This window comes from Halobacteriovorax sp. BALOs_7, assembly GCF_003612895.1.
Taxonomy (GTDB): domain Bacteria; phylum Bdellovibrionota; class Bacteriovoracia; order Bacteriovoracales; family Bacteriovoracaceae; genus Halobacteriovorax_A; species Halobacteriovorax_A vibrionivorans.
Genome location: NZ_CP027772.1, coordinates 443281 through 461986, shown reverse-complemented (window position 1 = coordinate 461986; position 18706 = coordinate 443281). Strand labels below are relative to the sequence as shown.

Below are 18706 nucleotides of genomic sequence, written 5' to 3'. Positions count from 1 at the left end.
TTGCGTTTTAATGCAATATTCCATCCACCATCGTGTGAGTTCTCTCAAATTTAGCGGCCATTTCTTCATCGTGAGTAACAACAAGAAGTGTTGTTCCCAATTCTTTTGAAAGATTAAAAATTAGATCCGCTACGATTTTAGAGTTTTTCGAATCGAGATTACCTGTAGGCTCATCACATAGTAACATCTTAGGCTTAAGTGATAGAGCACGTATCAGGTTAATACGCTGTTGCTGGCCACCTGAGATCTCAAATGGGTATCTTTTAAGACACTCCTGAACTCCTAGGGCCTTTGCTAAAGACTCGATATACTTCTTCGTCTTCGACACACTGTGCCCACCGAGTCTTGCTGGCAATAAAATATTTTCCAAACAACTTAGTGATGAAAGAAGAAAGTGAAATTGGAAAACAAATCCTATTTTAGAATTACGATATTTCGCAAGCCCTGCGTCATTTAATTTGCCAATATTGAGGTTATCGACAGTAATTTCTCCAGCAGTAATATTCTCAAGGCCACCAATCAAATAAAGCAGTGTTGATTTACCACAACCAGATGAACCTTTGATGACACATCTTTCTCCCTCACTAAGTGAAAGATCCACACCTTTTAAAATATGTGAGTTTCCAAAGTCTTTTTGAACATTCTTTACATTTAAAACAGCCATTTATGAAAACTCCTCTCTCAGGCCTTGGGCCATTGATTTAGAATCTAATCTCTTTAGAACGAGATAAGTTAAAAATAATATAAGAGCTAATGAGATGGCCCCAACAGCGAAAATATCTTTGAAGGCCAGATACAACTCAATACGGCTTAAGTGATAAACATTTGTCGGTAATGAGAAAATATCTAAAGTCCCTAAAAGATAATCAAAGATTTCAACACAAATTAAAGAACCTAAAAATGCCAAAAGCCAGATGCCAACATTTTGAACAACCCAAAGAGTCTTAAACTTACTTGGAGACAATCCTATCGCATATAATAAGAATATTTCTTGAGATCTTCTTTCCTTAGAAAAGATGATAAAGGCCAGGCAATTAAATATTGCCAAGATGACAACAATTGAAAAGACAATTGAGATCATATACTTTTCAAATTCAACCGCTTTTAAAAACGTTGCAAAGTCACTCCAATAAGGGGCCACTGTAAATTCATAATAGAAGACACTTCTCATATCTGAGACGACTTCATTTATCTTATTAATTGTGCGGTATTCGGGATCGAGCCTGAGGCTCATGATATTAATCTTTTTCCCAACTCCAAGAAGCTTTTGAATATGATCTAAATTCACGTAAACAAAACGATTGCGATATTCATGAATTTTAAACGGAATAATATCAACAACTCTTAAAACAGCATTTGTGGGAAGATACCTCTCTCCTAGTTTCCCAGCAGAAAAACTAAACTTGAGAGTATCTCCCTTTTTGACCCCTAAATTCTCGGCCAACAGATCCCCGATAATAACTTCATTTTCTTTTGGCATGAATAGGCCATTATCAAGTTTTTCCACACCTTCATCAACACCGACAACAAAGACAGCTTTTCCTTTTTCGTCTTTATTTGCAAATGATTGTGTACGAAGCATTGGTATTTTAGTTTGAATTGGAAAGTTATTCAGGTCTTTTACTTCATTTTCATTTAACTCAAAAAAACCACTATTTGCAGTAAGAATGATTTCTCCACTACCTGCATTTAAAGATTTCTTAAGAGTCACCCCAAAACCATCCATTAGAGCAAGACTACATAGAATAACGGCCAACGAAAACATTAGGCCAAGTATAGTAGCAGAAATAAAGTAACGTGAAGAACGATCACGAAAAAAGAGTAATTGGAAATCTTTTAAAAGATAAAAAAAGTTCAATGCTATATTTCCTTATCCTTCTTTCTTACCATCAACAGACCATCTTAAGAATGCATCCATGAATCCATCAATATCCCCATCAAGTACTTTTTCAGCTTGAGAAGATTCGAAATTTGTTCGGTGGTCTTTAACCATTTTATATGGATGAAGAACATAAGAGCGAATCTGAGCTCCCCAACCAATTTCTTTCTTATTGGCCTCTTCTTCAGCGGCCGCAGCTCTTTGCTTTTCAAGCTCAAGTTCATAGAGACGAGACTTTAAAACTTTCATTGCTTGAATCTTATTTTGAAGTTGTGAACGCTCGTTCTGACATGTTACCACGAGTCCTGTTGGATGGTGTGTAATTCGAACCGCAGAATCTGTCGTATTTACAGACTGTCCACCAGCACCACCTGAGCGATACACGTCAATACGAATATCTTTATCGGCCACTTCAATTTCGATATCATCATCAACTTCTGGTGAAACAAAAATTGAAGCAAAAGAAGTATGCCTACGATTTGCTGAATCAAACGGAGAAATACGAACAAGGCGATGTACTCCTGTTTCAGACTTTAAATTTCCGTAAGCGTAATTTCCTTCAATGAGCATAGTTGCAGATTTAATCCCAGCACTATCTCCATCTTGTACATCTAAGACCTGAACCTTAAATTTCTTTTGTTCGGCCCAACGATTGACCATACGAAATAACATACTTGCCCAATCACATGATTCAGTCCCACCTGCACCAGCATTAATACTTACAATTGCATTATTTGAATCGGCATCATCTGAAAGTAAGACTTTAAGTTCAGCTTTATTGAAAGCATCGACGAATTCATCAGCAATGCTTATTGCACCTTCTGCTGATTCCTCATCACCTTCTCCAGCATATTCGAGTAGAATATCGAACTCATCGTATAGATCTTTTAATTTTGTATATGTATTTGTGACATCCTCTAAGAGGTTTTTTTCTTTTTGAACTTTTGTTGCGTTAGTATTGTCATCCCAGAAGCCAGGCATTGCTTCCATCTCTTGAATCTCTTTGATACGTGCAGACTTTTGGTCTACATCAAAGTGACCTCCTAAGACTTTCTAATTTATCCTTATAATCCGCCATGAGTGATTTTTTCTCACTAAGGCCAATACGTGTACTCTCTTCCATTAATTTCTTGCCTTTTTTATTTTTAAGAGAATCTCTTTTTCAAGCGACTCCATAATCTCTTCTTCTTTTTCAGATATTTCGTGATCATATCCTAACAAATGTAGGAGTCCGTGACAAAATAAGTGAATAACCTCTTGCTCAAGACTTAAGTTAAATTCACGTGCTTGTTTCCTAGCGACATTGCGACTGATGATGATATCACCAAGCATTACAGGTCCAGGTAGAACGAAATCCGTACTGTCTGGTCTAAGGCTTTCATACATTGGAAACGACAAGACATCAGTGGTCTTGTCTTTGTTGCGATGCTCACTATTAATTTGACGCATTCTTTTATCGCCACAGAAGTGAAGATCGACTTCTATTTCTTGATGAATCTTCTTATCTAAACAAGTATTCTTTGAGAAAAGGAAATTACTTAAGACCTTTAGTGAGTCCTGCATCATCTTTTCACATGCTTCTAATCCCCATTTAGACCTAGCGTTATCTGTTAAGTGAATAACCAATTTTGATTTATCAATTTGAATGGTTTTAGTGTAGGCCATTATTTCCAATCTCTTCATTCTGGGTGTAATATTCAGTTATTAGATTATATTACCAAGGCTAGATTATGTCACTAAGCGAAATGGAAAGATTAAAAGAGGTTGTGGCCAAATTAAGAGATCCTAAAGATGGATGTCCATGGGATTTGGAACAAACTCATAAGTCACTTCTTAAATATTTAATGGAAGAATCTTACGAATACATGCACGCCGTGGAAGATGGTGACTATAGAAAAATGGAAGACGAGTTAGGTGATGTTCTCCTACAAGTCGTGCTCCACTCTCAACTAGCTAGTGAAGAAGGAAAATTTAATCTTAATTCTGTTGCTAAAACTATCGCTGACAAAATGGTAAGACGCCATCCTCATGTCTTTACGAATAATAAGGCCCGCGATATTAAAGAAATCAAAGACAATTGGGAGGCCATCAAGAAAGCTGAGAAGGCCCAAGAAGAAAGTCTAAAGAAGTATGAAATATGCGATGAGCTTCTATCTTTTCCGGCCCTGACAAGTTCAGCAAAGATTGGAAAGAAGACAAGTAAAATAAACTTTGACTGGGAAGAATACTCTCAGGTTATGTATAAAGTGGAAGAAGAGTGGCAAGAGCTTAAAGAAGAGTTAACTCCAGGACGCGACTTAAATAAGGCACGTGTTCAAGAAGAGATGGGTGATTTACTTTTTTCAGTTGCTCAGTTAGCACGACACCTGGATCTTGATCCAGAAATGACTCTTAGAGAGGCCAACCTTAAGTTCAAAAGAAGATTTAATCAATTAGAAGATATAGCAAGACAAGAAGGTATTGCGATTCGAGAAAGTTCACAAGAAGAACTAGAAGGACTTTGGTCTCGTGTAAAAGAGATTGAAAAAAATAAATAATATGAAATCATCCATTAAATTAAAAAAGAAATATATTTCTCTAAAAAAAGACAAGCGTCTTTACGAAATGCCATGCCCAATTGTTGGTCTTACTGGTGGAATTGCCACAGGAAAGTCAACAGTCTCAAAAATTCTAAAAGAAAAGAACTTTCCTATTATTGATGCAGATGCATTGGTTAAAGAAGTCTACAAATCTAAAGAGTCTATAGAGCATTTAAAAAAGTATTATTCACAAGTAATTAACGAAGAGGATGAAATTAATTTCAAACTCCTTCGAGAATACTTCTTTCAAGATATTCAAATTCAAAACGATATCGAAAGTTTAATCTATCGCCAACTACCTGAGATATTTCTCAATGCATATAAAGACCTTGGTTCTCCAAAGGTTATAATCTACGACGTTCCTCTTTTATTTGAAAAAAACCTTGCACCATTTATTGATTTCAAAGTCGTGGTGTATTGCCCAAGAGCAAAACAAGTAGAGCGTTTAATGGCACGTGATGGAATCGAAAAGGACCTTGCCTGTAAGATCCTTTCTAAACAGATCAATATTGAAGAGAAGGCCAAACTTGCTGACTATGTCATTGATAACTCTGGCAGCGCTGAGGATCTTAATTTAAAACAACTCTTAGATCATTTTGACTTTTAGTTATGCGGTCCTAAAATTAGTTTGGGTTGGACTAACTTTAGCTTCGCTAAAGTGTCGCTTTTTTTGCGACTGCTTTCACATTGCTCCTGAGGCAACAAAGCCGGGCTTGAACCCGGCTTGTTGAATATTATTTTCTAGCTAAAGATATGGGGAGCTAGCACCGCAAACAATAGACTGGCCTGAGCCAGTCAATTTTGCGGTTGCTTAAATAATAGGGTGACTGTCAGCAACAGTATTTTCAATTTCACCATTTTGAGTTCTTAAGTTTTGGAAACTTCCATAAAGTCCTCTAAGAGATGAAATTAATTCTTCATCTTCTTCTTGAGCGAAACGAGATAATTGTTGAGTTTGCGTTGAAACCTCATTCATTTCGCCTCTGATTGTTTTAAATGTCTCTTTAATTGCTCCAACATCAGGAACTTCTTTACTGTCCATAATAATCTGAACCTTAGAAAGACCAACATCTAATTGAGTTGATACCTTTGAGAAGTTTCCTAGAGTTGAATTAAAGTCCCTAAGCTCACCTGCAAATTTTTCAATTGTAGCATCTGTCGCTACACCTCTTTGAATTTGATCAACGATTTGTGAACTTCGTGCTCTAAAGAGTTCAACTTGTGACTTAAGTGACTTAAATTGATCACGAGATTTAACAAGGCCAGCAAAGGCAGCCTTATTTTCATTTATAATTTCAACAATCTCACTTGAACGAGTCGCTAATTCAATCTCTTCATTGAAAAGACGATTACTCATCTCCACCATGTAACGATTCATTTCTTCAAACTTAGCTCTCATCTCAACTACTGATACAATCTTATCCTTAGCAGATTTGAACTTATTAATCGCTTCTTTTTGTAAGTCCTTTTGACCTTCAAAAATAATTCTTACATCATCGATTATCTTATATTGTTCAAATAAGTTATTTTCAAGAAGCTCTACCTCTTTTAAGAAAGATGCTTTTTGACTTAAGAAGTGATCGTTAACTTTTGTGAATTTATTATATACATTATCAATACCAGCAGCAGAGAAGTCTTGTTTTAACTTTTCTTTTAACTCACCTGAGAAGCTAGCTTCAACTAAAGCATCAAGAGACTTACACACCGGTGAGACGACTGATTTCATTTGATTTGTTAAAGTCTCTTCTAAACTTCTTAATGGATAGAAGATAACCATAATTCTTTTTTGATCTGCATATTCAACCGGTGAAACATACATTTCAAAAGGAGCAGCTTCTTTATCATTTTCTGTTTTTACCTGAATTTGATAAATTCCAGCAATACCATCTCTTACAGCACTAATAACAGGATCGTTTTCACCGAGGTTTGTAAATGTGCTTAGATAGTCCCAAGTAATACTGTGATCATTTTTAGTATTATCAATACTCCAATGCTCATAAAATAATGAGTTTGCCCAAACAGCATTTAAGTTTGAATCAAGTAATAAAGAAGAAAATGGCATTGCGTCTTGAAAGATTGATCCAAAGCTCATTCTCTTATGAATATAACCACGATACTTTTCAATTTCTTCTTTAAATAAATGAGACCATTCCCCTTCTAATTTTGCACTGACTGGAATAACTCCATCTTTGATAAGATCTAGAGAAGTTTTTTCTAAGATCTTTGATGCCCTTCTCTCAGTGTAGGCAACCATAAATATTCCACCTGCAAATACGAGAGTAAGGATACCAACGATTGCAATTAGGCCATATAGCGTCGTTTTAGAAGCTTCATTTAGTTCAATTTTTTGGTAAGTAAGTTTTGGACCAAATTTTTCACTCCAAATCTTATATGATTCATTTGTTGAGTTCCAAATTGATCCAAAATCTCTAAGAGAATCTAGTGATCTTTTTAAGAGATTTAATTCTGTTTTTAATGTCCCAAGTCGGATAACAATCAAGTTCTTATCTTCATCAGATAATACCGATCTCATTGTTACTCTTTCCATATAATTAACATCTGATGAAATCGACTGATGTAATTTCTTTAAATTTGAATATGTATAAAAGTTAGAACTCTTTGTTGTGCCTACCGAGATTTTTGTTTTAATCTTTGTTGAAACTCTTGTTAATGTACGCCATTGATTATGGACAACAAAGTTTTGAAAACCAATCACCTTTGTTCTTAAAACATTAATCAATGTCGACTTATTTGCAGAAGCTGTAATATCATTTAACTTCTTTTTCAAATTAGAGAAGTTCTCATTCAAAGCTTCATATTCTTCAATATTAGCAATATTATTTAATTCATTTACACCTGCTTCAAATCTTTCAAATTCTGAGATCGCTTCTTTCGTACGATCAACTCGAACAAGCTCTTTAATACTTGTTAGGGCATTTGAATTTTTAACTTCATCAAATTTTGAAGTCGATTCATAGATCATCGTCATTCTTTCAAAATTAGCAGGTCCTTTTTTCCAAAAGGTCCATACACCAGCGGATATAAGAGCTGTCGTTAGAATAAGAGAAACTGAGAAATAGATGTACAACGGCTTGCTGAAACGAAGCTTCATATTATTTATCTCCTAAATGGCGGCTAGGGAAAGTCACTTCCATATGTTAACGGTCCTTCACTTCCTGTGAACGTAAGAATTTCTACATCTATTATGCTATTTTTTGCCGGGTTTTTAAAGGGTTAATTCATTTAATTTATAGGAAAAAAAAGGCCCTCTTTAAAAGAGGGCCTGATTATTTTGATCTGTTATTTTTTATTAGCTTACTAGTTCTTCATAACCTTCAAACATATTTTGTAGCTTAGCTTTAAGCTTCATTACAGCTTGTGTATGAAGTTGTGATACACGTGATTCCGTTACATCTAATACCTGACCAATCTCTTTAAGATTTAGATCTTCATAATAATACAGTGATAGTACTAGTCTTTGTTTCTCAGGTAATTGCTCAATACCCTCTTTAATTTTATCTCTAAAGTTTTTATTAGAAACAGCAGTAAAAGGATTCATTGATTTACTGTCTTCATTTAAACCGGCCATTGCTCTCTTATCATTGCGATTAAAAGTTGCCGAGTCATCAATATTTAAGATTGAAACTGATTTTGCTTTATTTAGCATTTCATGGAACTCTTCTTTACTACATTCAAGTTCCTTACACATTTCATCATCAGTAGCAGGACGACCTAATTCTGATTCAAGCTTCTGATAAGCACGATCAATAGTCTTTGCCTTCTCTCTTACTGAACGAGGTACCCAGTCCTGTGAACGTAATTCATCAAGGATAGCTCCTCTTATTCTAAACTCTGCATATGTTTTAAATTTATTATCACGAGTTGGATCGAATTTCTCGATTGCATCCATTAGCCCGATAACTCCACATGAAATAAGATCATCTAATTCAATATTAGATGGAAGACGTGAAGCAATTTTCTGTGCGATATATTTAATTAGTGGTGCATATTCCACAACGATTTCATCTTTTACTTTTGGATCTACTGTTGAGCGGTAGTCTTTTAAATTCTTTAATTTTTTGGCCAACGATGACATCTCTCTCACTCCTTGATTAGGCTAACTGTTGTGGACTAGTTCCGGACTCACTAAATCCATTTAGGATTACCGGTGTAATACGACTATCGTCCTCGTCGGAAAATTTATTAATGATCTTTGTGTAATATTTTGAAAGGGAATTCTTTTCCGTTTTCAAAAGTGCATGATCAAATTTATCAGATGGAATTTCGATATTTTTAACCCCACCTAAAACACTCAAGTTTGCCTGCATAAAGCTTGAAACAGTATCAACGAGCGAACGTACAACTTTATTGTATTGTTGATTCGATTCTACTTTGTTTACGATTAAATGGTTGTCTTTGATATTGTATTTTTGATTTAGAATTTTAATTAGTGCGTATGTATCTGTGATTGATGAACGATCTGGATTTACAACCATGAATCGGTAATCAGAATAGGCTTGAAGATTGATCGTCTCCCTATTCACACCAGCTGGACAATCAAGAATAATATGATCGTATTCCGTACGATGTTCAGCAATAATATCGATAATGAATTTATCGTGAGAGAAAGATTTCTCAAAGAGATCGCTATTACCATTACATCCACTTAGAAGATCTATATTACCTAATTTATAGACACATTCTTCAAATGGCTTCTCATTAGAAATAAGGGAGTAAAAGTTGTCATTTAAAGGAAGCCCTAGCTTAACTGCCGTGTTAGAAAGATTGTAGTCACAATCGATTAAAAGAACACGTTTTCCTTTAGAACTTAATTCATTGGCCAACATCAAAGCTGTCGTTGTTTTACCAACTCCACCTTTTCCTGAACCAACAGCTATAATTTCGCAATCGTCACTGATTAAATTAAGAGATTCTTTTACGTTAAGATCTTCTAGATTAGAGATCTCATCGCTGTCACTTCTATGTGACATCAACCAAGTTGAAAGATCGTTTCTGGACATCCTGTCTCCTAAACAAAACTTAAAATTTAAATATAAAAAATAAAATCAGCTACAGTTTAAATATTCCTGCCAAAATCCTTTCGGCAGTTGCAGCTTCGAGGTCATCTGGAACAATCTCACCTGTTCCAAAAAACTTATATGGTAGCGAATTAAAATCAATTGCTAAATTAAAGAGTGATCCATAATTTAAACACTGATCTAAATGCGTCACCACGAGACCGTTAGCAATATTTGCATAACGATTAAGTACTTTTCTATTATACAACTCTGTGTTGATTCCCGAAAGACAGATTAAAACTTCCACATTTTCAAATGAACGTCTTAGGCCATCTACGAACTTCTTGATTTCATTGATTTCTTGATTTGTTGCCTTGTAGTCGATAAAAACATTTTTCTTGGTTTCTATTGATTTTCTTGTTTGCGCAACGATCTCAGAAATTGTTTCACACACATTTGATTCAACATTGAAGAACTTTTCAGAGAAAGAAGTATTATCTTTATATCCAACTTTTCCCTTATTTCTAATAATCACTGAATCATCTTTAAGAGCAGAAAGCTTCGTTAACATCGAGCTCTGCCCACAAGTAGCATCAGAGATTAATACTGTAACAGTCTTTGAAGCTTCGTTATCGACTGAAGAAAAAAGTGGCATCGCCGTCTTTACTTCACCCATCATCTCTTTAAGAGCAAATTCGAAAACTGTATCTGGATTTTCTTTATCATCATCAGAAAGATCAAAGTTTGCTTTGCGAACAATTTTTTGAATATATCTTTCTTCAATATCTAGACTTCTAAAAATTGTTACCATTTCCTTAACACCAAGTGCTTGCGGCTTAGTCATCCCCTGTACACTTTGTGTTAATTCATAAATCTTTTTTTCAAGATCATCGATTTTATTTCTTTGTGAATCAATTAAATGATTTACTTCTTCATTATTAATTGATGGTGTAGATGGACCAGTTACATAATTGTCTTGCATTGCTGGTCTAGCTTGAGCAACCTTTGGCTCCTCAACTTCAATCTCATCATCAAGAGAGAAATCTCCATTTAAGAAATCATTGAAGTTTTCAGAGTCTGCATTAGCTGTTGCTTTCTTAACTTCTTCTCTATCAATAGAGCTTAAGAAATCATCAAGTCCTGATGCAGAATTTGAAGTCGATTTTTCTTCAAGAGAGTTAACACTTTTGTTTAAGCCAAGGCTTCCATAACCGGCCATTGGATTTTCATTAGTGCCTTGATTTTGTTTATGTTGATCATGTGAATTTATCATATTTGCTATATAAGATGAGTTATTTTGGTAAAAAGAATCTTTTTGTTCAGGATTTAAAACGCTATCAACTTGAGCTTTTTTCGTGTAGTTCTTCTCAGAGATTGCAGCAGTGATCTCAATTTTTTTCTTTTTGAAAGCACCCTTTATTCCCTTATTCGTCTGTGTTTTAAGAATAATTGCATCAGGTCCTAGCTCGGCCTTAATATTTGCTAATGCCTCATCTAAAGAATCTGCTTCAAATTTCCTAACGTACATCCTATAACCTCACCGTTCCAAGCGATCTAATATTCACATCTGGACTTAATTCATTATGACTTACTACAATTAAGTTTGGTATGAATTTTTCTGTTAATTTCTTAAAGTGGCCACGGATAACAGGTGAACATAGAACAACCATTTTTTCACCCATATTCGTTGCCTCCTCTATTTTCTCATTTAAACTGGCCAAAATCGATTGGGTAATTCTTGGGTCTAAAGAAACTTGTTGACCATTTTCTGTTTGTATGAGATTGCCAGCAACCTGCTCTTCTATTTTACGATCTAACGTAAATATCGGCAAATCACCATTTGGAGACTTAATAGACTCAGTGATAGTGCGGTATAACGATTGTCTGACATTTTCTGTCAGAAGATCTGTATCCTTAATTTTCACTCCATATTCAGATAAAGACTCTAAGATTGTTCTTAGGTCACGAATGGAAACATTTTCCCTTAAAAGGTTCTGTAATACCTTTAAAACAGCTCCTAGAGGAAGAATATCTGGAACGAGATCCGCAACAATTTTTGGATAATGTTCTTTAAAATTATCAAGAACACGAACAAGTTCTTGGCGTCCAAATAATTCATGTAAATTAGTTCTGAGTATTTCAGTCAAGTGAGTTGCAAGAACAGTTGATAAGTCTACTACTGTATAACCATTAAATCCTGCATCATCTTTCTGATCTTCTGTGATCCACACGGCAGGAAGACCGAAAACTGGCTCAATTGTTTCAATTCCATCAATTTTCTCAATAACACTACCAGGGTCCATGGCCAGGAAGTGATCAGGAACAAGTTCACCTTGAGCAATTTCGACACCTTTAATCTTTAAAGAGTAGCCACCTGGAGCAAGTTCCAGGTTATCTTTAATACGAACAGATGGAATGATAACACCCCAATCTAGAGCAAATTGCTTTCTCATATATGTGATACGCTCAAGTAAATCACCGTTTTGTGATGAATCAACGAGATTTACAAGTCCATATCCAACTTCTAATTCAACAAGTTCAAGATTAAGGAGATCCTCAAGTGACTCTGGAGTCGATTTCTTCTCGTCTTCAACAACTGATTCAGCGGCAACTTTCTCCTGAGCAATTTCATTTTCCATTTTATTTGAAACAAAAAGAAGAGCTAAACCGACAACAATAAATGGTAGCTTTGGAAGTCCTGGAATAAGTGAGAAAATAAGAAGCACACAACCTGCAATTAAGATTGCTTTTGGGTGAAGCTTAAATTGCTTACTCATTTGAGCACCAAGATTATCTTCACTTGTATTTCTTGTTGCAATAATACCGGCAGCAGTTGAAATAATTAGAGCTGGAATTTGAGAAACAAGCCCATCCCCTACCGTTAATAGAGTATATGTTTCAGCTGCTTGGCTAAAGTTCATATTATATTGGCCAACACCAACAATAATTCCACCAATAACATTAATAGCAGTAATTAGAATACCTGCAATGGCATCCCCTCGTACGAATTTGGAAGCACCATCCATCGACCCGTAAAAGTCTGCTTCTTCAGCAACTTCAGCTCGTCTTTGTTTTGCTTCAGCATCATTGATAAGTCCGGCATTTAAATCGGCATCAATGGCCATCTGTTTACCAGGCATTGCATCTAACGTGAAACGAGCACCAACTTCTGCAACTCTTCCAGCACCTTTTGTAATTACCATGAAGTTAATAATTACTAAGATGATAAAAACGATGATACCAACAACAAAGTTCCCTTCAACAACAAATTCACCAAAACTTCTAATGATCTCACCAGCAGCACTTGTCCCCTCACTTCCAGAACGAAGTAAAATATTTCGAGTTGATGCTACGTTTAGAGAGAGACGAAAAAGTGTTGTTACAAGTAGAACCGCCGGAAAAGTAGAAAATTCTAATGGCTTCTTTGTATAAACAGAAACTAATAGAATAATGATTGAAAATGAAAGAGTTGTCGCTAAAAGTAAATCAAGTACAATTGGTGGAACAGGAATAATCATGACTGCAAGAACAGCTAGAATCCCGACTGCAACTGCAAGATCTGAGTTTTCAGTTAATACTTTTAATCTCTTAAAGATACCATCCATGATACTTTTCCTAATACTTCAATTAACTTAGAGCTTTGTTCTTTCTCTTAAGCTTATAAACAAACGCTAATACCTCAGCGACTGCTTTATAAAGTGTGCGAGGAACTCCTTCCCCAACTTTTACTGATTTATATAATGCTCTTGCTAAAGGCACATTTTCTACAATTGGAATATTGTGTTCTTTAGCAATTTCTCTAATTCTCATTGCAAGGTGATCAGCACCTTTTCCAACAACCCCAGGGGCCACCATATTTTCTTGATCGTATTTTAAAACAATTGAGATATGTGTTGGGTTTGTGACAATTACATCTGCTGTCGGTATATCTGCAAGCATTCTCTTTTGGGCCTGCTCTCTTTGAATACTACGAATTCTTTGTTTAACTTCAGGAGAACCATCTTGTTCTTTTGATTCTCTTTTTGCTTCTTCTTTTGTCATCATGAGTTTCTTTTTGTGAGAATACTTTTGATAAGCAAAATCAGCGATAGCAATAACAACAAGACCAGCTAGGATTGCAAAACCTAACTTAATGAGAATATCTTTACCGATTACAAATGCTTGAAAGAAGTCAACATGAAGAAAGCCTACAAAAGATGCAATATCTTCTTTCATATAAAAATATACAATTCCTAGAATGAAAACAAATTTTAAGACACCTTTAACGGCCTCAACAACTGCTTTCATTGAGAATAGTTTCTTTATTCCCTTTATTGGATCAATTCTTTCTGGTTTCCACTCTAAAACTTCAGGAGCATAGATGAATCCGATTTGAGCGACGTTTGCAACGATCCCCATACAAAGAGCGACAAGACAAACAGGAGCGGCACAAACAAGGGCCGTAGAAGCTGTTTTATTAGCAATTGTTTTAAGTGATTTTTCAGTAAAGGCAGTCGCTGGATCAAGATACATAATCCATCTAATGAATTCTTCCATTTCTTGATAAATGAAAAGAAGAGAAAGACCTAATGTCATGATACAGGCGGCCAGTACTAACACACTGGTTAGTTCTTTTGAGGATGCGACCTCACCCTTTCTTTTCGATTCGTCAATTCGATGCTGGGATGGATCTTCCGTTTTTTCCTGATCTGTTTCTTCGGCCACGACTTACTTCCTTTAAAGTATAAAGTTAAACCACTCGCCTAATCTTTCCGTATACATTTTAAATGCAACGTGAAAGAACTCATCGCTTGTTGCCGTGAATACTAGTAGACCTAGGCCAATATTAACGACAAAGCTCACCATAATGATATTCATTTGTGGTACAGTTCGAGCAATAATTCCTAGAATCGAACTGATGAGCATATTTGTAAAAATCAATGGTGTTGCAAGCATAAGGGCAGCAACAAAAATTGATTTAAAAGCTTCAATATAGAAAATATGAGACTTCGCAAAGACACCCATATCGTAGATATGAATTGAATAAAAAGATTGGAAAATCCCTTTAAACATCGGTAAAAGTGCTCCGGAAGATATAACCATTACAAGAACAGTCCATTGTATAAGTTTTTCGAAAGGACCCACTTGTTGACCTGAAGAAGGATCAAAATAGCGAATCGCTGCAAATCCAATTTGCTGGGTAATAATACTACCTGCTGACAGGAAGATACCCATGATTGATTTTACCAAATATCCAATTATCAATCCAATGAGTGTGTAAATAATAGTGAGGGCCCAGAAGTTATCTTTTCCCACATACATGATGTCCTTGACTACTTCACCTTGAATATATGGGAAGAAGCAAAAACTCATAACAAGAGTTGAAAGGATCTTTACCATCATTGGGATTGGTAAGTTATCATAAATAGGTAGCTGAAAGTTAATAGCAAGTAATCTGGTAAAGATTAACCAAAAGGCGATTATAGGGACAATGTCAGTGATTTGAATTGTCATATATTACGATTACCTACCAGTTACTAGTTGTGGAATACTGATGATTAATTCTTTTGTAAAAGTAGTCAGTTGATCTGTCATCCATGGTGCTGTTAACACTAATGCACCAACAATCACTAGAATCTTAGGGATGAATGAAAGTGTTTGCTCATTGATTTGAGTAACTGCTTGAAATATCGATACTAAAATACCCATAATTAGAGCACCTGCTAACATTGGTGCTGAAATCATTAATCCTACAGTAACTGCTTGTCTTGCGATGTCTGAAAAAAAGTCCATCTTGTTCTCCAATTCTTTTAGTTAAAAGACCTTAGTAGTGAACCTGTGACCAGTTGCCAACCGTCTACAAGAACAAAGAGTAATAATTTAAAAGGCAATGAAATAACAACCGGAGGAAGCATCATCATCCCCATGGCCATTAAAACAGAGGCAACAACCATATCTAAAATGAGAAATGGGATATAAAGTAAGAAGCCAATTTGAAAGGCCGTCTTTAATTCAGAAATAATAAATGCAGGAATCAAAAAATGAATAGGAACATCATTAATTGATTGTGGTGCCTGTCTTCCTGTTACATCATAGAAAAGACCGATATCAGCTTTACGTACTTGTTTATTCATGAATCCACGAAGAGACCCTTCAATTCGATCAAGAGCAAGAGTCGTTGATATCTTCTTATCCATATATGGCTTAATAGCATTATTATAAATATCTTCACCAGTTGGCTGCATCACAAAAACAGATAGAAACATTGCAAAACCAATTAGTAGTTGGTTTGGTGGCATACTTTGAGTTCCAATGGCCTGTCTCATGAAAGATAGAACAACGATAATTCTCGTAAAACATGTACAAAGAATTAATACAGCTGGTGCTAACGTAAGAACTGTAAAAAGGACCGTTAACTCGATCGTATCGACTAGATCAACACCTTGACCAAAATTAACAGAAAGTCCTGGAAGCCCCAGGTTCGTTGACTGCTGTGCAAAGATCGTACTTAGCCATCCGCCGATACTAAATACTAATAATGCTTTTAAAAGGTTCTTCATTCAACTTCCTATTGAATTGATTTTAAAATCAAATATCTATTGTAAAGACTTCATGTCTTTTACTTTTTTCTTAATTTGAGCAGTAAGACTCACCTTCTCTTCACTTGTTGCTTGTCCTGCTAGACTATTTAAAATTGCTTCCTGTGAAGATCTTGTTGAATTGCTTGCTTCATGCATATTTTGAGTTACTTCTTTTAACTTAAATTCTTTTGAACCTTCATTTGCAGAATCAAGGTTTGTATCAAAGTTAGATCCAGTGATTTGTTTTTCACCTTCCTTAAAGAAAGCTGATGTATCTTCAATCTCTGTTAAAAAATCCATACCTTTTTCTGACTGTGCCATTAAAAAGACTTGTTTTTGAACTCTAACAACAAGAAGACTTCTTTTTGGGGCAAGATATGTTGTCGATAATACTTCAACCATCTTTGCACTAGAGAAGATTCCTAATCCACCTTTCTTAAGCATTCCCTTTCTAAAAAAGTTCATTAGAAAGAAGATACCGGCAGCAAAAAGAGCGAAGAATCCGATAAATTTAAAAATATAAGTCGACATTTGAAATCCACCCTTTTCAACTCCAGAAGAAAGAGAGCTTACGCTATCTTCTACTTGTTGTTTTTTCTCTTTTGCTAATGCTAGAAGAGAATCATTTGTATCATTTAGTTTTTTATTATTAGGTTTTTCGTTCTTTGTTACTTCTTCTTTATCTTTTAAAAGTTTTTCTAAGTAACTTTCATCATATGCTTCTGCTTTTTTAGTTTTAGCAGGAGCCTTCTTTGGAGTAGCTGCTCTTGTTACAGCAACTTGTTTTTTAGAAGCTGAAATTGGAAAGAACATTTTAATTTGGTTATCTCCAACCTCTAAACTTACTTTATCTTCCTTACCTCTTAGTTCATAAGGAAGAATGGCACGTACACGAGCAACATCTTTATTGAATTGATACGCCATAAGTTTCGTATCAAATTTATTATTCACAGAAACTTGTTTTTCAATTTTTGGCCAAACAATTGTTCCATCAAGAGCAACTTGAATAATATCATCCTTAATTGTTAACTCAGGAGTATCTCGGTAGTTACCTTTTAACGCAATGGTTACAACACCAGTACTTCCATCTTTAGTTAACTCAACTTTTCCAATTTCAACTCTTGCATAAGCATTTGCTGTTATTAAAGAAAGTGCTAAAAATAATAATTTAAATCGTTTGGCCATAATAAGTTCCTATTATTTAAGGTTTTCAATTCTCTCAATTGGCGAAATGATATCTGTTAAACGAATTCCAAACTTTTCGTTAACAACAACAACTTCACCTTTAGCGACAAGCTTCCCATTTACTAAAATCTCAAGAGGCTCACCAGCTAACTTATCAAGTTCAAGTACAGAACCTTGTCCTAGTTGCAGAAGGTCTTTAATAATTACCTCTGTACGCCCTAGTTCAACTGTTACCTTTAGAGGAATGTCTAAGATAAAGTCTAGGTTTTGTACCTTTAATTTATTAATCGCATCATCACCGGCCCTAATTTCATCAGCAAGTTTTTCAACTTCCATCGTATTAAAATTTTCTAGACCTTGTACTTCATTATTTAATTCTGTTTGATCGCTCATTTATATACTCCCTTTATTACTCTACTTCGATATCCATAGAAACTTTCGGTGTTTTATCAACATGTGTGACTTGTACCGCTCGGCTTCCTTTATATGTTCCAATTAGACACTGTAACTTCTCTACTCCCTGAATTGTTCCCTTAACTTCACTTGAAGCTTCTTGGTTCAATGGAATAATATCTCCACTTTGAAGAGTAAGAAGGTCACCCACTGTCATCTGTGCCTCACCAAGTTTGACAACAATCTCAGCTTTCGTATCTTTAATGTGCTCATTCATTGCACTTGTCCAGATACTGTCTGCCATGTCGTTATCAGTTTGGTAATTAGATGAAAGCTTTTGCTTAATTGGTTCAATTGTTGAGTAAGGAACAACGATCATAATCGTTCCAGATGCAGACTCAAATTCAACTTCTAGAGTTGTTGCGATAATTACATCTGATGGAGGAACAACCCCAACGAATTGTGGGTTAATCTCTGTTCTTACATATTGTGCATCAATTCTGTGAACTTGTGCCCAAGCTTCCTCAAGGTCAGCAATGGCCATATCCATAACTTTTCTCATGAATGAAAGTTCAATTGCTGTGAATTCCTTTCCTTCAATCTTTGTAAATGGACGATCCGTTCCACCGAAATATGAATCAATAATTGCATAAGCTAACTTTGATTCAAAAACTAGAAGAGCAGGACCTCTTAGTTCATTGAATTTCATAATACACATACACGAAGGAATCGGTAGTGTGTTTACGAACTCACCAAACTTAAGAAGATCAGTTGAGATCATTGAGATCGTTGAAATCTTTCTTAAAGAATTTGAAAGTGATACACGAAATGAACGAATAAATCTTTCGTAGATGATTTCAAGAATAGGCATTCGCCCACGAATGACTCGGTCTTGATTAGTTAAGTCATAGGGCTGTATATTCTCATCTTCAGCTTCATCATCGAAATCGCCACCATCACCTAAAAAATCATCTGCTTCACCATCGTTTACAGCGTTTAATAGAGCATCGACTTCGTCTTGACTTAAAACCTGTGCCATCGTTCCCCTCCTAGGATTTGATGATCTTGGCATCCTGCCAAAAGTTAAACTTT

General features: G+C 35.4%; 18 protein-coding genes. 2 read left to right on the top strand and 16 right to left on the bottom strand.

Annotated features, from left to right (window positions below; genetic code table 11):
* Positions 1-7 precede the first annotated feature (7 nt).
* From BALOs_RS02215 to ybeY, 4 genes are all read right to left on the bottom strand, one after another.
* Positions 8-664: an ABC transporter ATP-binding protein gene (locus BALOs_RS02215; protein WP_120404166.1), complete on the bottom strand. Its 657-nt coding sequence runs from the start codon at positions 662-664 to the stop codon at positions 8-10.
* A complete protein-coding gene (locus BALOs_RS02210) occupies positions 665-1858 on the bottom strand; it encodes an ABC transporter permease (protein WP_115361908.1) in 1194 nt (397 codons plus the stop codon). It lies immediately after the preceding gene.
* A gap of 12 nt (positions 1859-1870) precedes the next feature.
* A protein-coding gene (gene prfB / locus BALOs_RS02205; protein ID WP_240406497.1) for a peptide chain release factor 2 occupies positions 1871-2984 on the bottom strand; the annotation gives its coding sequence in 2 pieces (ribosomal slippage) (positions 1871-2911 and positions 2913-2984; 1113 coding nt in all).
* A gap of 17 nt (positions 2985-3001) precedes the next feature.
* On the bottom strand, positions 3002-3562 hold the full coding sequence (gene ybeY, locus BALOs_RS02200; protein ID WP_120404165.1) for an rRNA maturation RNase YbeY: 561 nt from the start codon (positions 3560-3562) through the stop codon (positions 3002-3004).
* Between the two features lie 47 nt (positions 3563-3609).
* Here ybeY and mazG point away from each other — a divergent pair, with 47 nt between their 5' ends.
* Together mazG and coaE are read left to right on the top strand one after the other, a co-directional pair.
* The gene (gene mazG, locus BALOs_RS02195) at positions 3610-4416 is read left to right on the top strand and encodes a nucleoside triphosphate pyrophosphohydrolase (RefSeq protein WP_115361912.1); all 807 of its coding nucleotides are present in this window, start codon (positions 3610-3612) and stop codon (positions 4414-4416) included.
* A 1-nt stretch (position 4417) separates the two neighbouring features.
* Positions 4418-5065: a dephospho-CoA kinase gene (gene coaE, locus BALOs_RS02190; RefSeq protein WP_162929497.1), complete on the top strand. Its 648-nt coding sequence runs from the start codon at positions 4418-4420 to the stop codon at positions 5063-5065.
* A 204-nt stretch (positions 5066-5269) separates the two neighbouring features.
* Here the strand turns inward: coaE and BALOs_RS02185 are convergent, their stop codons facing one another.
* The 12 genes from BALOs_RS02185 to fliM form a co-directional block, all read right to left on the bottom strand.
* A complete protein-coding gene (locus BALOs_RS02185) occupies positions 5270-7570 on the bottom strand; it encodes a hypothetical protein (RefSeq protein WP_115361916.1) in 2301 nt (766 codons plus the stop codon).
* A gap of 198 nt (positions 7571-7768) precedes the next feature.
* On the bottom strand, positions 7769-8554 hold the full coding sequence (locus tag BALOs_RS02180; protein WP_115361918.1) for a FliA/WhiG family RNA polymerase sigma factor: 786 nt from the start codon (positions 8552-8554) through the stop codon (positions 7769-7771).
* Between the two features lie 16 nt (positions 8555-8570).
* Entirely contained in the window at positions 8571-9479 is a 909-nt protein-coding gene (locus BALOs_RS02175; protein ID WP_115361919.1) for an AAA family ATPase, read from the bottom strand.
* Between the two features lie 49 nt (positions 9480-9528).
* Entirely contained in the window at positions 9529-11004 is a 1476-nt protein-coding gene (locus BALOs_RS02170; RefSeq protein WP_115361922.1) for a hypothetical protein, read from the bottom strand.
* A gap of 1 nt (position 11005) precedes the next feature.
* Entirely contained in the window at positions 11006-13081 is a 2076-nt protein-coding gene (gene flhA / locus BALOs_RS02165; RefSeq protein WP_115361924.1) for a flagellar biosynthesis protein FlhA, read from the bottom strand.
* Between the two features lie 22 nt (positions 13082-13103).
* Positions 13104-14180, bottom strand: a complete 1077-nt coding sequence (gene flhB / locus BALOs_RS02160) for a flagellar biosynthesis protein FlhB (protein ID WP_115361925.1) — start codon at positions 14178-14180, stop codon at positions 13104-13106.
* A 12-nt stretch (positions 14181-14192) separates the two neighbouring features.
* On the bottom strand, positions 14193-14969 hold the full coding sequence (locus BALOs_RS02155; RefSeq protein ID WP_115361927.1) for a flagellar biosynthetic protein FliR: 777 nt from the start codon (positions 14967-14969) through the stop codon (positions 14193-14195).
* Between the two features lie 9 nt (positions 14970-14978).
* Positions 14979-15248, bottom strand: coding sequence for a flagellar biosynthesis protein FliQ (fliQ, locus tag BALOs_RS02150; RefSeq protein WP_115361929.1), 270 nt, complete (start codon positions 15246-15248; stop codon positions 14979-14981).
* Positions 15249-15265: 17 nt separating this feature from the next.
* Positions 15266-16015, bottom strand: a complete 750-nt coding sequence (fliP, locus tag BALOs_RS02145; RefSeq protein WP_115361932.1) for a flagellar type III secretion system pore protein FliP — start codon at positions 16013-16015, stop codon at positions 15266-15268.
* A gap of 36 nt (positions 16016-16051) precedes the next feature.
* Positions 16052-17221 carry a flagellar biosynthetic protein FliO gene (locus tag BALOs_RS02140; protein ID WP_115361934.1) on the bottom strand — a complete coding sequence of 390 codons (1170 nt, stop codon included), beginning with the start codon at positions 17219-17221 and terminating at the stop codon, positions 16052-16054.
* Positions 17222-17233: 12 nt separating this feature from the next.
* On the bottom strand, positions 17234-17614 hold the full coding sequence (gene fliN / locus BALOs_RS02135) for a flagellar motor switch protein FliN (RefSeq protein WP_162929496.1): 381 nt from the start codon (positions 17612-17614) through the stop codon (positions 17234-17236).
* A gap of 16 nt (positions 17615-17630) precedes the next feature.
* Positions 17631-18653, bottom strand: coding sequence for a flagellar motor switch protein FliM (gene fliM / locus BALOs_RS02130; protein WP_115361936.1), 1023 nt, complete (start codon positions 18651-18653; stop codon positions 17631-17633).
* Positions 18654-18706: the final 53 nt, after the last annotated feature.